Annotated in this window: 18 protein-coding genes; 3 read left to right on the forward strand and 15 right to left on the reverse strand. The window is 50.1% G+C overall.

All coding sequences use genetic code 11. The features are described 5' to 3' along the window. Positions 1-2: 2 nt before the first annotated feature. The 11 genes from E5336_RS00125 to E5336_RS00175 all read right to left on the reverse strand — a co-directional run bounded on the left by E5336_RS00125 (position 3) and on the right by E5336_RS00175 (position 9,760). Positions 3-536, reverse strand: coding sequence for a hypothetical protein (locus E5336_RS00125; RefSeq protein ID WP_135979063.1), 534 nt, complete (start codon positions 534-536; stop codon positions 3-5). Further along, a complete protein-coding gene (locus tag E5336_RS00130) occupies positions 533-898 on the reverse strand; it encodes a BlaI/MecI/CopY family transcriptional regulator (protein ID WP_168353477.1) in 366 nt (121 codons plus the stop codon). The genes E5336_RS00125 and E5336_RS00130 overlap by 4 nt, the downstream gene beginning before the upstream one ends. A 2-nt stretch (positions 899-900) precedes the next feature. Then, positions 901-1,869 carry a M56 family metallopeptidase gene (locus E5336_RS00135; RefSeq protein WP_135979065.1) on the reverse strand — a complete coding sequence of 323 codons (969 nt, stop codon included), beginning with the start codon at positions 1,867-1,869 and terminating at the stop codon, positions 901-903. 105 nt (positions 1,870-1,974) lie between these two features. Continuing rightward, positions 1,975-3,027 (reverse strand): acyltransferase, encoded by a 1,053-nt coding sequence (locus E5336_RS00140; protein ID WP_168353478.1) that lies wholly within the window; start codon positions 3,025-3,027, stop codon positions 1,975-1,977. Between the two features lie 100 nt (positions 3,028-3,127). Further along, positions 3,128-3,421 (reverse strand): hypothetical protein, encoded by a 294-nt coding sequence (locus tag E5336_RS00145; protein WP_135979067.1) that lies wholly within the window; start codon positions 3,419-3,421, stop codon positions 3,128-3,130. Between the two features lie 50 nt (positions 3,422-3,471). After that, a complete protein-coding gene (locus E5336_RS00150) occupies positions 3,472-4,116 on the reverse strand; it encodes an HAD family hydrolase (protein WP_135979068.1) in 645 nt (214 codons plus the stop codon). 23 nt (positions 4,117-4,139) lie between these two features. After that, the gene (locus E5336_RS00155; RefSeq protein WP_135979069.1) at positions 4,140-4,748 is read right to left on the reverse strand and encodes a GyrI-like domain-containing protein; all 609 of its coding nucleotides are present in this window, start codon (positions 4,746-4,748) and stop codon (positions 4,140-4,142) included. 134 nt (positions 4,749-4,882) lie between these two features. Further along, positions 4,883-6,796 (reverse strand): extracellular solute-binding protein, encoded by a 1,914-nt coding sequence (locus E5336_RS00160; RefSeq protein WP_135979070.1) that lies wholly within the window; start codon positions 6,794-6,796, stop codon positions 4,883-4,885. Continuing rightward, positions 6,796-7,629: an ABC transporter permease gene (locus tag E5336_RS00165; protein ID WP_135979071.1), complete on the reverse strand. Its 834-nt coding sequence runs from the start codon at positions 7,627-7,629 to the stop codon at positions 6,796-6,798. Before E5336_RS00165 ends, E5336_RS00160 begins: the two co-directional genes overlap by 1 nt. Next, positions 7,629-9,212: an ABC transporter ATP-binding protein gene (locus E5336_RS00170; protein WP_135979072.1), complete on the reverse strand. Its 1,584-nt coding sequence runs from the start codon at positions 9,210-9,212 to the stop codon at positions 7,629-7,631. The genes E5336_RS00165 and E5336_RS00170 overlap by 1 nt, the downstream gene beginning before the upstream one ends. A gap of 14 nt (positions 9,213-9,226) precedes the next feature. Continuing rightward, positions 9,227-9,760: a helix-turn-helix domain-containing protein gene (locus tag E5336_RS00175; RefSeq protein ID WP_135979201.1), complete on the reverse strand. Its 534-nt coding sequence runs from the start codon at positions 9,758-9,760 to the stop codon at positions 9,227-9,229. Between the two features lie 338 nt (positions 9,761-10,098). On the opposite strand from E5336_RS00175, the gene E5336_RS00180 reads away from it, so the two are divergent. Then, a complete protein-coding gene (locus tag E5336_RS00180) occupies positions 10,099-11,466 on the forward strand; it encodes an ATP-binding protein (RefSeq protein WP_135979073.1) in 1,368 nt (455 codons plus the stop codon). 30 nt (positions 11,467-11,496) lie between these two features. Here E5336_RS00180 and E5336_RS00185 read toward each other — a convergent pair whose 3' ends face one another. After that, a complete protein-coding gene (locus E5336_RS00185) occupies positions 11,497-11,721 on the reverse strand; it encodes a hypothetical protein (protein ID WP_135979074.1) in 225 nt (74 codons plus the stop codon). 207 nt (positions 11,722-11,928) lie between these two features. Here E5336_RS00185 and E5336_RS00190 point away from each other — a divergent pair, with 207 nt between their 5' ends. Beyond that, a complete protein-coding gene (locus E5336_RS00190) occupies positions 11,929-12,777 on the forward strand; it encodes a DUF368 domain-containing protein (RefSeq protein ID WP_135979075.1) in 849 nt (282 codons plus the stop codon). 391 nt (positions 12,778-13,168) lie between these two features. Further along, on the forward strand, positions 13,169-14,914 hold the full coding sequence (locus E5336_RS00195; protein WP_135979076.1) for an RNA-binding domain-containing protein: 1,746 nt from the start codon (positions 13,169-13,171) through the stop codon (positions 14,912-14,914). Positions 14,915-15,041: 127 nt separating this feature from the next. Here the strand turns inward: E5336_RS00195 and murB are convergent, their stop codons facing one another. From murB to E5336_RS00210, 3 genes are all read right to left on the reverse strand, one after another. Next, positions 15,042-15,917, reverse strand: coding sequence for a UDP-N-acetylmuramate dehydrogenase (gene murB, locus E5336_RS00200; RefSeq protein WP_135979077.1), 876 nt, complete (start codon positions 15,915-15,917; stop codon positions 15,042-15,044). A gap of 121 nt (positions 15,918-16,038) precedes the next feature. Beyond that, positions 16,039-16,566 (reverse strand): HdeD family acid-resistance protein, encoded by a 528-nt coding sequence (locus E5336_RS00205; protein WP_135979078.1) that lies wholly within the window; start codon positions 16,564-16,566, stop codon positions 16,039-16,041. A gap of 95 nt (positions 16,567-16,661) precedes the next feature. Further along, entirely contained in the window at positions 16,662-18,017 is a 1,356-nt protein-coding gene (locus tag E5336_RS00210; RefSeq protein ID WP_168353479.1) for an MATE family efflux transporter, read from the reverse strand. Positions 18,018-18,025: the final 8 nt, after the last annotated feature.

Below are 18,025 nucleotides of genomic sequence, written 5' to 3' on the forward strand. Positions count from 1 at the left end.
TCTTATTCTCCTTCTTCCACAACAACGGGCAAAGAAAGATCCCGCTTCTTTACCCGCTCCTGCACGATTTTCCCATTCTCAACTAAACTATATGTCGCATCGTCCCGCTTCAAATAGTAGCGAGACCATTCTTTTTCGCGATCCATCCCCTGTAAACATGAGAAAGCGGCTGCCATCACAAAAACAAGACAGCCAATTCCGCCAAGCACAAGAGGCGAGCTTCGCCGATGCTGCTCCCCTTCTAAATAAAAATAAAGGCGATTGACAAACAACTGCGACTCAAACGTCGTAAAGCCGAGAAAAAATCCCGGCTTTTCCTGATTCCACATCCACCAAAACACAATCGAACGAAGCATGCGAAACGAAAACCAGCTCTTTCTTTTGAGCAAGTCCATATTCTTTTTCTCCGCTTCCGGCCATAAATCCCGATAGCGAAGCACCACGACCCGCCGATACCAGTAAATGCCCAAACGAATCAACTGCGCAACGCATCCCACGATCCAAATCCCGGCAACCATCCAGAAAACAGAAATCATCGCTTTGCTTTTAAGCGAGCCTGAATCATTCCTTCCAGTTTTTCTAGCTCCTCCACATCTTCTGTTTTTTCAATCAGATGCGACGCCATGGAAAATCCGCTCTTTTTCCCCAGCATCGACTGCACGTATTCCTCGTTCGTGATGACCGGCACAAATTCGCGCGCCGGCACTTTCGTATGAATCGAAACGCCGCCAATCTGGATCCATCCTTCTTTTAGCAGCGTCCGCAAAACGGCTTGCACCGTGCTTTGCTTAAATTCAATCGGAGCGGCCATGATAATATCTGTCGAGGACATCGGTCCCTCGCCTTCCCACAACACACTCATCACTTCAAACTCCATTTTCGTCAAGATCCTTCTCATTCTCATCCACCTCTTTCTCTCTCCCAAACGATAGGCAAATCGCTTTCCTGCTCGAAAAACCGTTCCGCCGGTTTTCTTTCTTTGACTTTTCCATTTTCAATCAACCACATTGTGCCATCGGCTCGCGCCACCCAATACGCGTCAAAAGCGGGAGATTCCAATCCTTGAAATCCAAAAGCCAGTGTCAGCACCAGCGCCAGCGATCCAGCCGTCAGCACGCGTTTTAACCTTTGCTCCATGCGAAGTCCCCACAAATACGATGACATTTGCTGCGCTTTTCCTCGCGCACTACTCTTACGAAGCTTCTTTTCCATCCCCAGAAGAACTTGGGCGTAAATCAAATACTCGTCCGGCGCTAGGCTGGATGCCACCTTTTGATCCACACGGGTTTCTAAAAAAAACTCCAGGTGTGCGCCTAGACGCCCCATCCACGGACACCACCAGTACACGATACGCAATCCGTTTCCAAATCGCAACCACCACAAATCCCGATGATCCAGGTGCGCGCTTTCATGAAGTAAAACGCAGCGAAGCTCCATAGGCTCCCAGTGCAAGTCCGGCAAATAAATCGTTTTTTCCCATCCCATAACGCCTGGCTCTTCGATTCGCTCGCCCATCCGTACCGGATAGGGACACCCCGCAATCCTTTGAAGCGGATACAACGTTCGCAGATGCCGAAGCCATGCCCTTTGCTGAATCGAAACGATCGCGTATCGAACGCCTTGCACCATCATTCCCGCCAGCCATATCCAACCGACCAGACTTTGACAAGCAGGAGAAAAAAATTCCCGTCCATCCCAAAAGGTCCAAGGCAGCCAAAGCCGAAGGAAAATCACAACAAGAAATCCTTGAATCAGGCCGCCGCGAACATACCGATAATGTTCCTTTCGACTAAGAAGCACAGCGAGCAAGCCGATCAAAATCGCAGCTTCCAGTCCCGCGATTCCCATGGAAAACCAGGATAGTTCCATGTCAATCCCCTCTCTATTGCCCACAGTATATCAGAATTTTGATTATATTGCACATTTTTACAGCTCACAACAGGAATTTGTACAAAAAATAAAAAAACGGGTCCCTCACAACAAGGCCCGAACTCCTTTGATTTTCCGCAAACTCCAAGTCAAAACAAAAGAAAGCGCGAAAACGACGACCGAAACCGACGGCACCATCCAGATCCCGGCGACCGCCTGCAAATCCATTTGCGAAGCCAGGATCCGCAGCACGAGAATGTGCGTCAAATAAATGCCCAGCGTGCATTGGGATAGGACATGGATCCACGCCTTCATCCGCGCCGAAACCGAAGGCGCGAAATCTTTGAAAAACACAAATACCGCGACCGCCTCCAGCGCTGTGAAAATCGTGAAATTGTTGTAGAGGTCCGCATACGCCTCACCGTTTTGCCGGGAAACGAGCGCTGTCAATAAAGCGCACACCACCGGACAAAGCGCGCCCGCCCCATAAAGAATTCGCTTTTGGGTTTTGGAAAACGAGCAGCGCGTCAAAAACCACCCGAGCAAAAAGTAGCTGGAATACAACAGCACGAGCTCCGTCGGAATTTGGTCGGCCAGCAAAACAATCGTTTGCGCGCCCGGCAAAAACGGGCACGCCTTCAGCGTCTTGACGATGGCCGCCACCAAAAACACGACGATTCCATACCGAATCAAATCCCGATCGGCGCGCTCGGTTATCTTTTTAAGCAGCGGGGAAATCACATACAAGCCAATCAGCATCGGAATGTACCACAAATGCTTCGGTCCCGCGATCCACGCCTGCAACACATACAGCGGCTGGCACGCCACGGCCCCCGTCCACACGTCATAAACCGTATACACCGCCGACCAAACCACATACGCCAGCGCGATCCGGCCAATGGATTTTCGATACAGCTTTCGCAGCGAAATTCGCCGCTCCGGCGCGAGGAAAAACACGCCGCTCAGCATCACAAACAGCGGGACCGCCGAACGAACGAGCGCGTCGTAGGCGTTGTACGCCATCCAGTTTTCCGCTTCCACCGGCGTCGTGTCAAAAAAGCGCGAAGCCGCGTGCAGCACCACCACCATAAAGCACGCCAAAATCCGCAGCAAATCAAAATGGATTTGCCGTTCCGGCTTCTTTTCCGTTGTTTTCATCGCGTCACTCCTGTCCTTCGTATCCCACGAACAATCGCGCCCATTATATCGAGGATCCCCCGCCATTTCAAGAAACCAAAGCGCAAAAAAGGCTTCGCTTTTACTCGAAGCCTTCCTCGTCGCTCACCATGCTGCCATTCATGTATCCGCAGGAAAAACCATCCTGAAAGCTTTGATCGACGATTTTTTGCATCCGTTCTTCCAGCTGGGCCTTGAGCGCGTCCTTCGCGTTCAAATCCAGCTTCGCGATATTCGGATCCGCCAAAATCGCCTCGATCGCGCTTTGAAGAGCCGCGTCATCCTTCTTCTTCACATCGTCCGGACTCATTTCCTCGTCCATCTCGTTCATGGCTTTTTTAAAATCCTCGCCAAGCGTCTTAAAAAAATGTGCCATACGCCCGCCTCCTTTTTTCTTATTGTACGGCACGAAAGTTTTCAAAGAAATCAATGTGCCTGCAAGACTTCGTCCACCCGCGCTTCGATATCCGCCACCGTGCGCGCCGTTGGCTCGTATTCAAATGGCGCGAACCCGTATCCCGCCAGCACGAAGGGCACACCCGCCTGCCTGGCCGAAAGAAAATCGTTGGCAATGTCGCCCACGTACACGGCCTGCTCAATGCCGTTTTCCACCATCACATCCCGAATGTTTTCCGCCTTTTCCTTGCGGAAGTCGCCAAACGACCGCGTCCAATCCACGACATCTTGCAACCCGTAATGCTCCAGAAACGCCTCGATATAGCCGGCCTGGCAATTCGATACGATCCCGATTCCGTATTGATCATGAAGCTTTTCCAGCAAAGGCCGCACCCCGTCGAACAGCACGCCGCCATGCTGGCGGATATACTCGTTTTCATGCAGCTCGCAAGCGCGCAGGATGGCCTCGCGACGCGCCTCTGGCAAATACGGAAACAACTTGTCGCCAATTTGATCCATGGAAAACCCCATCACGCGCTTCATTTCCTCCTGCGAAACCGGCCGCGTGTCCGGATAGCGCGCCAGCACCTCGTTCCACGCCAAAATCACGCTCGCCGTCGAATCCCACAACGTGCCGTCCAAGTCAAACAACACCGCCTTTTTCCAGTTTTTCATCTTCCTCTTTCTCCATTTCTTTCTTATTTTACCGCATACCGCAAAATCGTTTTCCGTTTGGCCGGTTCCACCCGGTTCGCGTTGCTCAAGTAAATTTCACGATGCGCGGCTTGCGCCCGCTCCAAATGATTGTCCCGCGTGAACGCATCCATTTTCGCGAAAGAAGCCGGCTCGTCGTCGTACGATCCCACATGCAGCACCTGCACGCACGGCCCATCCGCCATGGCGCCAAACCGCACGTTTTCCCAAAGCGGACTCGGCTTTTTCTCCTTCACCCGCGCCAGCGCGGCTTGCGCCAGTTTCTCGTCGACAAAATCGGGCTGCGCGATCATGATCGTATACGCCAAATGGTCTTTGACAAGCTTTCCGTCCTCCATGCCGTTTGACCAGACGCCCTCGAGCGGAAACACGGTAAAATCGTCGAACACGTCGGAAAGCGGCGCTTCCTTGTACGCCTTTTTGATCGCGTACGCCCACGCATACAAAACAGACACGCGATTCGAAAAATCCGCCTCGTTGGGATTTCCCTTCCCGTCTATCAAAATATAGTTTGTTGGCAAAACATTCACGAGCGACGGGGACGTTTTCGCTCCGTATTCGGTTTTCTTTTGTTTTCGCCATTCATATTTCATAACAACATCTCCTTGTAAACTATCGTACCACAGGAAGAAAACAACTGGGACACGCGCATGTCGTTTTTCTCGCTTCTTTCGCAAAAAAAAGAGAAGGCGCGTTTTAAACCGTCTTCTCCATGAACATTTTTCGCTTATTCCGTCGCGTTGCTGGCCGCGATCTTCACCCGCGACCACAGATCCGCGATCGTTTTGCGCGTGTTCTCGTTGTACGTGAACACCTCGTCTTTCGGATTGCCCGAACGCGGCACGTACGAGTCGATGCCCGCGTATTCGCCTTCCGCCAGCTCGTCCTGCGCCTCCATGTTGGACGCCGTGTAGCCTACGTAGCTCGAGTTGTCGTACGCCGCCTCGTACTGGCACGTGTAGTTGATAAACGCGTACGCCAAATCGACATTTTTCGCGTTTTTCGGAATGACCATGCCGTCGCTCCACAAGTTGGAGCCTTGTGTCGGCATAAAATAGCCCATATTCTCATTTTCGCTCATGACATACGTGGCGTCGCCCGAATAAATGAGGCCAAGCGCCTTGCGTCCCTGCGCCATGTTGTCGATGATCTCGTCCGTCACGATTTCCGGATTCATCGTCTGCACGCATTGCAGCAGCCAGTTGTACGCCGCCTGGATCTCGTCCGGATTCTCGGTATTCATCGAGTAGCCCAGCGCCTTGAGCGCCATCATGAACGAGTCACGCTCCGAATCGTACAAGTAAAGATCCCCTTTGTATTTCGGATCGAGGAAAATGTTGAACCCTTCCTCTTCGAGGTCTTTCACGTCGACTTTGCGCTTGTCGTACACGATACCCACGCTGCCCCAGAAATACGGCACAGAATACTGGTTGCCCGGATCAAACGGCTGGTCAAGCACATTTGGATCGAGCAAGTCGAGGGACGGCTGGATTTTTTCACGATCAAGTGGCTGGAGCAAATCCTCCAAAATCAAACGCTGGATCATGTAGTCGCTTGGCACAAGCACGTCGTACGACTCGTTGTTGGCCACCTTGATGTACATCTGCTCGTTGGAGTCGAAGTTGTCCATCACGACTTTGGCGCCGGTTTGCTCCTCGAAATTCGATAAGAAGTTTTCCCCGACGTACTCGCCCCAGTTGTACACGTGCAGCGTCTGGCCGGCAAACGGCTTGTTGTCGTCCGCCGCCTTTTTATACGAGAACAACCCGATCGCCAGCGCCGCGATGAGCAGGCCGATGACGATTTTCGGTCCTTTTTTCGGCTGCTTGAACGCGCCGCTTTCCGCCACTTCCTTTTTCCGTATTTTCTGACGCATGACGGGAATGATGTTAGCAATGAGCAAGCTGATCGTGATAAACACGACGACAAGCGTACTAATGGCGTTGATGCTCGGATTGACCCGCTTGCTCATCGTATACACCATGATCGACAAGTTTTTCACGCCCTGCCCGGTCGTAAAGTACGAAATGATAAAGTCGTCAAACGACATCGTAAACGCGATCAAGGCACCCGAAACGATGCCCGGCATGATTTGCGGCACGATGACTTTCGTCAGCGCCTGCCACGGCGTCGCGCCCAGATCCATCGCCGCGTCCGCCAGGTTCGGGTCCAGGCTGCGCAGCTTCGGCATGACCGAAAGCATGACGTACGGGATGCAAAACGCGATGTGCGCCATGAGCAGCGTTGTAAAGCCGCGCTCGATTTGGAACGTAATAAACAACAGCATCAAGCCGATGGCCGTCACGATTTCCGGGTTCATCATCGGCAAGTCGTTGACTTGCTGGATGAAGCGCTTCACCCATTTTTTCGAATACACGAGGCCGATGGCCGTGATCGTGCCCACGATCGTGCTGACAATCGTCGCGATGACCGCGATGATGAGCGTCACATACAATGATTCCATCATGCTGTGGTTTTTGAACATCGCCTCGTACCAGCGCATCGAGAAGCCCGTAAACGCCGTCAGCGACTTGCTGTCGTTAAACGAGAAGATAACCATGAACACGATAGGCAAATAAAAGAACACGATAGTCAGCGCCATGAGCGCCTTGCCGAAAACCTTCTTGTCTTTCGTGTGCATTACGAATCCTCCCGGCCGCTCTTGCGGTCCAGACGACGCACGAGCATCATAAGGAGCATCATGACAAACGCCATGATCATCGAGATCGCGGAGCCAAAGTTCCACTCACCTACCGTGATGAACTGGTTCTCGATGACGTTTCCAATGAGGAAGTACTGGCCGCCGCCCAGCAGCTTCGGAATGAAGAACGCCGAAACCGCCGGCAAAAACACGAGCGTGATACCCGACACGACGCCTGGCAGCGAAAGCGGGAACACGACGCGCCAAAACGTCTGGAACTTGTTGGCGCCAAGATCGGCGCTCGCTTCCAGCAGCGACTTGTCCATTTTGGACAGCACCGTGTTGATCTGCAAAATCATGAACGGCAAAAAGTTGTACACCATGCCAATCAAAACGGCCGCCTCCGTATACAGCAGCTCGGCGTTTTTCACGCCAAACAGCGACAAAAACCACGAGGCGAGTCCGCCTTTGGACAGGATGCCGATCCACGCGTACGTGCGCACGAGCATGTTGATCCACATCGGGACGGTAATCGCCAGAATGAGCGCCGATTGCGTTTTTTCCGAGCAACGCGAGATAAAATAGGCGATCGGATAGCCGAGCAGCAAACAGATGACCGTCGTTTTGAGCGCAATCAGCAGCGAGCGCCATAAAATGATCAAAAAGTCCTGATCGGTAAAGAAACGAATATAGTTTTCCAGCGTTAATTGAAAGTGGATGATCGAGTTGCCGGGCCGTAAAAACGAATACATTAAAATCAGCCCCATCGGAATGAGCAACATGACGACCGCCCAAATCAAATACGGAATGGTGAGTTGTCGAAACCGCCGCATTAGAATCCCATCTTCTCCATAATATGGATGTCTTCCGGGAAGAACGTCAGTCCGACCTCTTTACCTTCCTCCACAAAATCAGTCGTATGGATCTTGAACTCGCGGCCCGTCGTCCAGAACGTCACCTTGTAGATGCCTTCCTTGATGTGTTCCGGATCGAAGTTGTAGTCGACGGAAAGGTCGACCGTTTCGTTCTCGTCGTCAAGCTTCCAGCCTTGCGCATTGGCCCACGTCTTTAAATCGGTGTCCAGCGCCATGGATTCCTTGATCTCGTCCACGGTCTTAAAGAAGTTGAACGCCGAAACGGCTTCGTTGGCCTTCTTGTTTTCGACGACTTTCTGGTCCACGACCCACACGCGCCGCGTAATCGACAAGCCATTCACCGTATGGAACGTGATTTCGTATTCGCCAATTTCGTCCTTAAGATCGGTATCGACCTTTTGAATCGGAAAATACTCGTCCGTTTCTTTCGACCACGCCTGCGCGTCGGCGCGGGCGATCAAATCGGAATCGTCCCAGTCTTTCATATCTTCGATATCGAGGTAGAAGTCGTTGGCGGAGATCCGCACGTCGCCTTCCTCTTTGACGTTGGCGCCCACTTTGTTGACGTGCATGTTGACCGTGACGTGCGTGCCCGGCACGGTTTCCACCATGACTTCGTAGTGCACGCCTTTGAACAGCACGCTCTCGACCGTCCCCGACATTTTTCCCTGGCCTTCAGGCACGATGTCGATGTCCTCGGGACGAATGATGACGTCCACAAGCTCGTTTTCCTTGTAGCCGACGTCGACGCACTCGAAGTTGTGGTCGTCGAAGCGCACGAGCTTGTCGTGAATCATCCGGCCCGGAATGATGTTGGACTCGCCGATAAAGCGGGCGACATAGCGGTTGACCGGCTCGTTGTAAATATCCTGCGGCGTGCCGACCTGCTGGATCTCGCCTTCCTTCATGACGACGATTTTGTCGGACATCGTCAGCGCCTCCTCCTGGTCGTGAGTGACGAAGATGAACGTGATGCCGACTTCCTGCTGGATGCGCTTGAGCTCGTACTGCATTTCCTTGCGCAGCTTGAGGTCGAGGGCGCTGAGCGGCTCGTCAAGCAGCAGCACGCTTGGCTCGTTGACGAGCGCCCTGGCGATCGCGACCCGCTGCTGCTGGCCGCCCGACATGAGCGTCACGTCTTTGTTTTCGTAGCCTTCCAGTCCAATGAGCTTGAGCATCTTCATGACTTTTTGCTCGATGACGTCCTTACTCATCTTTTTGATTTTCAAACCAAACGCGATGTTGTCGAACACGTTCATGTTCGGAAACAGCGCGTATTTTTGAAACACGGTGTTGAGCTCGCGCTTGTATGGCGGCAGCTTGGAAATGTCCTTGCCATCGACGATGACTTCGCCTTTGTCGGGTTCGAGAAACCCGCCCAAAATACGAAGCAGCGTCGTCTTGCCGCAGCCCGACGGGCCAAGCAGGGTGACGAACTCGTTTTCGTAAATATCGAGGTCGATTCCTTTCAATATGATCTGGTCGTCAAACTTCTTGACGATGTTTTTAAACTGAATAATTTTCTTTTTTTCCTGATCCATTCGAAACGTCCTTTCTAAAACATAGGCGGCGTTGTGATCCACAGCACCTGCGCCTCCTTGGCGCCCGGATTGACCAGCGTATGGCTGCGGCTGCCATCCACATAAAATGTCTCTTTCGCTTTGACGCGGTAGCGCTTGTTTTCGATTACGAGATCGACGACGCCTTTGAGTACGTAGCCAAACTCCTCCCCGTTGTAGGAGGTCATCGTCTGCGAGCGGCCGTGGGGCGGCAGCGTCAGCAAAATTGGCTCCATGGCGTTTTTCTGCGCGTTAGGCACGATCCACTCAATCGTGTGATCCTCCCTTTCGTCGACAAAAAAGTCGTCCTTCGTGAACACGACTTTCTCGTCCGGCTCCTCTTGAAAAAATTCAGACAGATTCGTCCCGAGCGCTTCCAAAATGTCCTCCAGCGACGAAATGCTCGGGCTTGTCAAGTTTCGTTCGACTTGCGACAAAAAGCCCTTCGTCAGCTCGGAGCGGGAAGCGAGCTCCTCCAGCGTCAAGTCGTTGACAAGACGAAGCTGTTTGATCTTGGTCCCGATATCCATTTCCTGTTTCCTCATCTCTCCTTTTGTTTAATATTGTTAAACTTAAAATTCATTTAAACAAACAAACATATTATAAACGAAAAGTTTAGGAATACAATACTTTTGCGTGCGGTTTCGGTTGAAACCGCAAAAAGAAAACGTGAAGCGGCAAGAAGCGGTGCTGAAACGAAAATCGTGGCGGTTGATATTGCCGATCAGGAGTCGTCGGTATGAATGCGAACTGTTATGGAAGAAAAAAGCATATAGAAAAACGTGAGGAAAAACGTGAATTTTCGATTGATTTTTTATAGAAAAGCGTGAAGAAAAACGTTAAAATAAACGTGAAGAGGTGATAAGCGGTGCTGAAACGAAAAATGATGGCGGTTTTGGAAGCCTGGAAAGAGCGAAACGAGGGAGTCGCGCTCTGCATCATGGGTGCTCGTCAAACCGGAAAAACCACGATTGCCAAAGAATTTGGCAGGACGCACTATCAGCAGACGATCGAGGTGAACTTTTTGCTGCAGGAGGACGCCGGCAAGATTTTCGAACATGTGGACCGGGCCGAGGACATTTTGCGCAACTTATCCGCCTATACACGCCAAAGAATCATCCCCGGCCATACATTGGTCCTCTTTGACGAGGTCGAGGCGTGCCCTGCCGCGCGCACGCACATCAAAACGCTCGTCCTGGATGGCCGGTGCGATTATATCGAAACGGGATCCATGCTGGGCGTTCGGTTTCGCGAAGTCCGTTCCTATCCGGTCGGATTTGAACAAATCGTGCGCATGTATCCTTTGGATTTTGAAGAGTTTTTGTGGGCCCATCAAATTCCCGAAGCGACGATTTCCTATATTCAACAGGCGTTTCGCAATGAAACGGAAGTCAGTGCCAGCATTCACGATACATTGATCAAGCTTTTCCGTACGTATATGGTCGTTGGCGGAATGCCGAAAGTCGTGCAGGCTTTTATTGATTCGGGTGATATTTCCGAAGTCACGCACATTCAACACGACTTGCTGGCGCTGTATCGTCAGGATATTGCCCAATACGCGCCGAATACCGACAAGCCAAAGATCCGCGATGTGCTGGATCAGATCCCTTCCCAGCTGAATGCCAAAAACAACCGGTTCAAGCTTTCACATATCGCCAAAAACGCGCGTTCCATCCATTTCGAAAGCAGCTTTCTGTGGTTAAGCGAGGCCGGCGTGGCTTTGCCGTGCTATAACTGCACCGCGCCTGTCATTCCGCTCGATTTAAATTTAAAGCGAAATTTATTCAAGCTGTATTTTTGCGATACCGGATTGCTTTGCGCGATGTCGTTAGACGAGATCCAGTTTGACGTTTTGCAGGGAAACGTGCAGATCAATCATGGTTCGCTTTTGGAAAACGTCTTTGCCCAGTCGCTCACCTCCAACCGGTTCCCGTTGTATTATTTCGATTCCAAAAAGATCGGTGAATTGGATTTCGTGATCCAAAACAGGCAGAAAATCACGACTTTGGAAATCAAATCCGGGAATGATTTTACAAAGCATCCTTCGCTCGACCGCGCGCTCGCCAATCCGGAATGGAAAATCGAAGAAGGAATCGTTTTTTGCAAAGGAAATGTCCGCCGTCAAGGAAACGTTCTGTATTTGCCATTTTATATGGTTTTTTTGCTAGAGCATGCGCATACGGAAAAGCCGGCTCTTCTCAAAACAAATTTCAGCGATCTGCTCCCGCCAAAATAAAAAAAGACGCCCGAAGACGTCTGGTGTTGCTTATCCGATTTCGCGTACCCGGTACTGACTGATTCGCTCGCACGGGATGTTTTTCGTCTTGCGCCGATCCATGTTTTGAATCAGCATGCTCCACGACTCGACGTTGAAGACGACCTCGAGAATCCGGTACGGGTTTCCGGCCGCGTCGTGGATGATCTTATTCTTTTTCACATCTTTCATATTCGCCGCGCGAAAGCGGTCTTTTTTAGGGGATACGATAACCATTGGCACTCTCCTTTCCACGCTTCTCCTTTTTCCATGGACGCATTATACCGAACCGGATTCCGGATTTCATCTCATTCGCTCCGGGATATTCACGATGTTTTACGCAAAGTTCAAATTCGCGCATTCCGGCAATATTCGCATACATTTTACATGATGAAAATTGATTTTGTGGTATACTTTTTTGGAAAATGTCAAAAGGAGAACGAAATGATCAAAGAAATATTGGAAGGAATCATTATCGGGATCGCCAACATCATTCCTGGTGTGAGCGGCGGCACGATGATGGTCGCGATGGGGATCTATGACAAACTGATCGAATCCATCACCCACCTTGCAAGCCAGTTTAAGAAAAGCATGCGCTTCCTGATCCCGATCTTTATCGGCATCGGAATCGCGATCGTCGCCCTCTCGCGCTTATTCGAGTTTTTGCTGGGAACGTATCCCATCCCGACAAACCTCGCCTTTTGCGGTTTGATTTTGGGCGGTCTGCCTTTCATTACCGCGAAAGTCAAAAATAAAGGATTCAACCTCAGCATGGCGATTCCTTGTCTGCTCTTTTTCGTCTTAGTCATCGCGATGGCCGTCGTTTCCGAAACGTCGGGACTGCGCGCCGATTTAAGCTTTGGCGTCGTCAACGTGGTGTTGCTGTTTCTTGTCGGCGTCATCGCGGCCGCGACCATGGTCATTCCGGGCGTGAGCGGCAGCATGATGCTCATGTGCCTTGGCTATTACGAACCGATCTTGTCGACAATCAACACGACGATCGACTCGCTCATTCATTTTGATTTGGGTGGCCTGCTGCAATGCTTTGGCGTCCTGATCCCATTTGGCTTGGGAATCGTCGTTGGCGTCTTCGCCATCGCCAAGCTGGTCGAATGGCTGTTCGCCCGCTTCGAAGTGCAAACGTACTGGGCCATTATCGGCCTTGTCGTCGCCAGCCCGATCGCGATCTTGCTGAATACGGACTGGTCCACATTCACCATCATCCAGCTTCTCGTTGGAATTCTGACCTTCGCCCTTGGCTGGTTCGCCGCCAGCAAGCTTGGCGAAAAATAGCGAACATGACCCTCCGGGGTCTTTTTTCATGCCCAAAATATGATTGCCGCTTATCCTACAAACGCATGTTCGAAGGTATTTTGGATAAAGCCTGATCGAGAGAAATGAAATCGAAGGACCTTCAATTTCCTTTCTTTCAAGAACGATGCATCTTTGTGAGAAGCCCTTGCTCGTTCAATCAATTGTTGACGAAGTTGAGCAGTTGTTCTATCGAGTTGTTTTATTGGGATATTTGGCCGTTTAGTTGTTCTTTTGAGTTGTTTTGTTGGGGTATTTAGCTGTTTAGTTGTTCTTTTGGGCTGTTTTGTTGGGTTGTTTGGCTGTTTAGTTGTTCTGTCCGATTGCTCTGTTGTGTTATTATATAATTAAAATAAACAGAAAGAAGGATCTTATGACAAGTCAAGAAATCAAAGACCTGCTCCAATATGGCGAACATGTAAATCTTGAATGCAAAGAAGGATCAAATACTGTACCAAAATCTGTTTGGGAAACATATTCTTCCTTCGCAAACACATCAGGAGGAACTATTTTGCTAGGCATCAAGGAAAACATGCATGCAAAAAATATAAAAGACCGATTTGAAATAACAGGAATCCAAAATCCAAACCAACGCGTTAAAGATTTTTGGGATACAATCAATAGTAACAAAGTCAGTGTCAATATTTTATTTGACAAAAATGTTGGTATTGAACAAATTGAAAATGCTTCGATTATCTGGATACAAGTACCTGAGGCAAATTATCAACATAAACCCGTATACATAAATGAGAATCCATTAAGAGGAAGCTACAAACGCAACCATGAAGGCGATTATCATTGTACCGAACAAGAAGTAAAAGCAATGCTTCGAGACGCTTCATCGAGTGGAAGTGACGGAATGATTTTAGAAGGATATACAATAGATGATATCGACATTCCGACTCTAAAAGCTTATCGAATCGAATACGAACGACAAAATCCAGATCAAATTTGGAATAGTAGTGACGATAAAGAATTTTTACGAAATTTAGGGGCTTATGGAAAAGACCGCAAAACGCAAAAAGAAGGTCTAACTGTAGCTGGCTTGCTTATGTTTGGTAAAGGTCTTTCTATTCGTGAGCGTTTTGATAATATCCGCATGGATTATCTTGATTACACCAATTTAGCTCCAGAAAGCAGATGGAGCGACCGCATAACATATGATGGAAGTTGGGAAAATAACCTCTATAATTTTTTTCGCCGAGTAATGCCAAAACTCGTCCAAGACTTAAAAAGACCTTTTTCTATGGAAGGAATTGTCCGTGTTGACACTACTCTTGTCCATACGGCTCTTCGAGAAGCTTTTGTTAATATGCTAGTGCATAGTGATTACCATAGTCATGGTATTCTTAAAATCGAAAAACAAGATGATGGTTTTATCTTCTCTAATCCTGGAAATCTAATGATTCCCGCTAAAGCAATTTATGAAGGAGGACACTCTTACGCTCGAAACCCGAGAATTCAAGCATTGTTCCGCATGATTGGTTTAGGTGAAAATATTGGTTCTGGATTTCCTACGATTTTAAAAGCCTGGGAAAATGAGAAATGGCGTGAACCCGATTTATATGAAGACACTGAATCCAGGAGAATCGACCTTCGTCTTTGGATGGTGTCCTTCATCCCGAATGAGTGTTCTAAACAATTAAAGCAGATTTTTGGTGAAACCTATCAACAACTTAGCAAAGAGGAACAAACAATTTTAATGATTACTCAACAAGAAAAAAGTGTATCAAATCATCGACTTCAATCTGTATTCCACATGCATCCCACTGAAATTGGTAAACTTTTGCAAAATCTTGTAGATAAGAATTTTCTAATCCAAAGTAGCAAAAACCGTTGGACATTTTATATTTTAAATACCGACTTTAAGAAAGCAAAAATTCAAGCTCCTGAAATTCTTGGGCTTTCGCTCAACGCCACAGACCAAGAAATCATCGAATTTCTCCTTCGAAACGGAACGATCACAACGAAAGATATTGTTACTTCTGTGGATTCTATCAATACATCACAAGGAGCTCTTATTGCAATTAAACGACTGATGGATACTGGTCTTGTAAAAAGGCAAAGAAATGGACGTCACATTTACTACATGATTGATTCCAATTTCTTTTCATCATGACACGACTTTATTCATCAAGAAAATATCTCCAAAGCAATGCTATAAAGTTGCCTATATCAGCCATGGATTTATCTGTGTCCAAACGATTTGAATACATTTTAAAATAAAAAGCCGGACATCCGCCCGACTACTTGCGCCCCGAAGGCACTTGCTTCACTTCGCATTCAAGCCACACGCCATGGTCGTCATGCACTTTCTGGCGCACCGCCTCGATGAGCCGCAAAAACTCTTCGGCGCTCGCGTTTCCTTTGTTGATGAGAAAACCCGTGTGCTTTTCGGAAACCGCCGCGTCCCCGACCGCATAGCCACGCAAGCCGCTCTGGTCGATCAGGGCGGATGCGAAATGGCCTTCCGGCCGCTTGAAGGTGCTGCCCGCGCTATGCTGGTCCATCGGCTGCTTGGCGTAGCGTCGCTCGGTCAAATCGTCGATGCGCGCCTGAATTTCTTCTGGATCGCCGTTTTCAAACCGGTAGTACGCTTTGACGATCACGCCAAAGTGATCCGAAAAAAACGAATGCCGGTACGACAAGTCCAGCTCGTCCCGATGCCGGTACACGAGCTCGCCCGCCGCGTCCACGTACTCCACGCCATCGAGCACGTTTTTGGTTTCCCCGTTGTACGCGCCCGCGTTCATGACAATGGCCCCGCCTACGGTTCCCGGGATCCCGCTGGCGAACTCGTACCCCTGCAGGCCGTGTTTCTGACAAAACGCCGCCAGCTCCTGGTTGGTGGCTCCGCTTTCCACCGCGACCAGTCCATTTTCCAGCCATTCGATCGCGTTCAGCGGCGCGCCAATGTGCACGATTTTCCCTGCGTATCCTTCGTCGCCGAACAACACGTTCGACCCGTTGCCTAAAATATATAGCTGCTCAATCGAATTTTCCCGAATCAAATCGCGGATTTCCTCAATCGTTTCCGGATGGACGATCGTATCGGCCGGCCCGCCGATTCCTAGCGTCGTGTACGATTTGAGCAAAACATTGTGTTCGATTTTCAAAATCATCGCCTCGCTTTCAAAAAAAAAGGATTTCTCCTCTCCTTTATTTTTTTATTATATCGTGCTCCCGCCTTCCCTTCAATGGCTCCAAACAAAAAAGATCCGTTTCCAGATCTTTTTTTCGTTTTTACATGGCGAAGATGCCAACACTGACATCGGTAATGCCTTGCGTCAGGAACATCGCGCCAATCAAAACCGTCAGCAAGTATCCGCTCGATCCCGGGTTAAACAGGAAGAAGAACGCGACGATCGCCATTAAAATGGCGAACAGGAGAATGAATCCCCAGCCCTTCACGCCGGTGTTTTTCAGTTCGAACGCCAGCCAGCACCGCAGCGCGGCGTCGCACAGCAGGAAGATGCCAACCAAAATACCAAGGAAATTCATCGTGCCGTGAATGTTCGTCAGCAAAACGATGCCAAACACGATCAGCAAGATCCCAAACCAAATATTGAAGCGGAAAATCGGCTTTAACGCATCCGCCGAAAAATAACTGACAATCGCCATGATTCCGTAAAAAATCATTAACCAGCCCATGACCATGCCGAGCACCTGCTCCTCCACGGCCGGGTACATAAACAACCAGATCCCCGCGATGCACGAAATGATGCCAATCACGATATATCCGATTTTGGTTCCAGTTCCAAGTCCAGACATAAAAATCCTCCTTTATGTTCAATGATCTCTCTCTTAAGATCTATTTCTATTATAATTTTTCGGAGGACAAAAAGCAGTTGACATGCAACCAGACGTTACGCTTCCTGAATGATTGCCCTTTCGTGCCGGAAATAGCGCATCCGGTATCCAAACACGATCCCCAAAAAAACGGCCGCGCCAATCCAGGCCGACACCTCGCTGCCCAGCACCCCGTCAAAGCCAAAAAAGCGCGGGAACAACCAGACGAAAAACACCCGGGAACCAAACTCCAGAAATCCCGAAAGCATCGGAAACACCGTATCGCCCATCGCCTGCAGCGAACAGCGGACGACCCACAAAACGCCGAGCGCGACCAAAAAGCACGAAAGGAATACGAGGCAGTGGTACGCGATGTCCACCACGTCTTGCTGCGCGCTCGAAACCATCAACCCAAGCAAAAACCGGCCGCCCAGCAGCATGACCAACGCGCTGAAGGCGTTCATGACGAGCACCGCCATATTGATTTTCCATACGCCGGCACGAATGCGTTCCGGCAGCCCCGCGCCCATATTTTGCCCGACGTAGGTGGCAGTCGCGAATCCAAACGTGCTGCTGATTTGCTCCAGGATGACAATGATTTTCGAAGCCGCCGTGTAGCCGGCGACATACAGTGCCCCAAACCCGTTGATGGCCGCTTGCAGCACCATGACGCCCACCGCCGTTACGGCGTTCATGAGCGCCACTGGCAGGCTCAAGGCAAACGAGCGGGCAAGCAGCCGCCCGTCCATCCGCCAGTCGGCCGCCTTCAAACGCAAAACTTCCACTTTTCGCAAACAAACCAGACAATACAGGGCGCTGACGCCTTGCGCAAGAACGGTCGCGTACGCCGCGCCTGCCACGCCCATATCAAGCCCCATCACGAACACCACATCCAAAATCGTGTTGATGAAAAAGGCGATGACCATCGCGATCAGCGGATTGCGCGCGTCGCCCAAAGCCCGCAAAATGCCCGAAAAGAAATTGTAAGCCAGCGAAATCAGGATGCCGCAAAAGATCCGCTGAATATAGACGACGGCCATATCCAAAATCTCGGGCGGCGTGTTCATCCATTCCAGCATCCACCGGCTGCCGGCCACCGAGGCGACGCTCATTCCGATCCCCACCAGCAAATTGATGTACGCGGACATCGTCACCGCGCGTTTCAGCCGGTTTACGTCTTTGGCGCCAAAATACTGGGAAACCAAAATCGACACGCCCTGCGCCATGCCCATCACAAAGCCCAGCACGAGAAAATGAATGGATCCCGTCGTTCCGACCGCGGCCAGCGCGTCGATGCCTACGCCGCGTCCGACCACGACCGTATCCACAAAGTTGTACAGCTGCTGCAAAATGTTTCCAAACAAAAGCGGAGTCCCAAACGCCAAAATCAGCCGGACCGGATCGCCTTTTGTCATATCCATCCCATGCTCCATATTCCCTT

The sequence above is a fragment of the Dubosiella muris genome, assembly GCF_004793885.1.
Taxonomy (GTDB): domain Bacteria; phylum Bacillota_I; class Bacilli_A; order Erysipelotrichales; family Erysipelotrichaceae; genus Dubosiella; species Dubosiella muris.